This is a genomic window from bacterium, assembly GCA_023150945.1.
Classification (GTDB): domain Bacteria; phylum Zhuqueibacterota; class Zhuqueibacteria; order Zhuqueibacterales; family Zhuqueibacteraceae; genus Coneutiohabitans.
In genome coordinates this window covers 1-618 of the sequence record JAKLJX010000090.1, presented here as the reverse complement: position 1 = coordinate 618, position 618 = coordinate 1, and the positions used below count along the sequence as shown (strand labels likewise).

At 57.1% G+C, this 618-nt stretch carries 1 protein-coding gene; it reads right to left on the bottom strand.

Features of this window, described 5'->3' with window-relative positions; genetic code table 11:
* A partial coding sequence (locus L6R21_28185; GenBank protein ID MCK6563084.1) for a cbb3-type cytochrome c oxidase subunit I occupies positions 1-592 on the bottom strand: 592 nt, incomplete at its 3' end.
* Positions 593-618: the final 26 nt, after the last annotated feature.

The following is a 618-nucleotide window of genomic DNA, read 5'->3' as shown; positions in this document are numbered from 1 at the left end:
CCCAGATGAATAGCGGCATACGGAACCAGGTGAGCCCGGGAGCCCGCATCCGGTGTATGGTGACGATGAAATTGAGGCCGGTCAGAATCGACGAAAACCCCGTGATGAAGATGCCGATGGCTGTCGCGGTCACGTTGGTGTGCGAAACCCAACTGCTGTAAGGCGTGTAAAAGGTCCAACCGGTGTCGACGCCACCGGTGATCATCGCGAACATCGCGAACGTCGCGCCGATGACGTAGATATACCAGCTCAGCAGGTTGATCTTCGGAAAGGCGAGATCGCGAGCTCCGATCATGATGGGAACCAGGAAGTTCCCCAGGACGGCTGGAATCGACGGTATGAGGAAGAAGAACACCATCACGATGCCGTGCATCGTGAAGAGTTTGTTGTAGGTATCGGACGTGAACAAATCGCCGCGGGGTGTCAGCAACTCCAGGCGTATTCCGGCGGCGAAGGCACTGCCGAGCAGGAACATCGCCGTGATCGAAACGAGGTAAAGTACGGCGATGCGCTTGTGATCGACCGTCAGCAACCACGACTTGATACTATAGTCCGCGGTCAAGTAGTTCTTCGGCGTCTCTGGTGCGTCCATACACTCCCCTCGGTAGCGACCGCTCG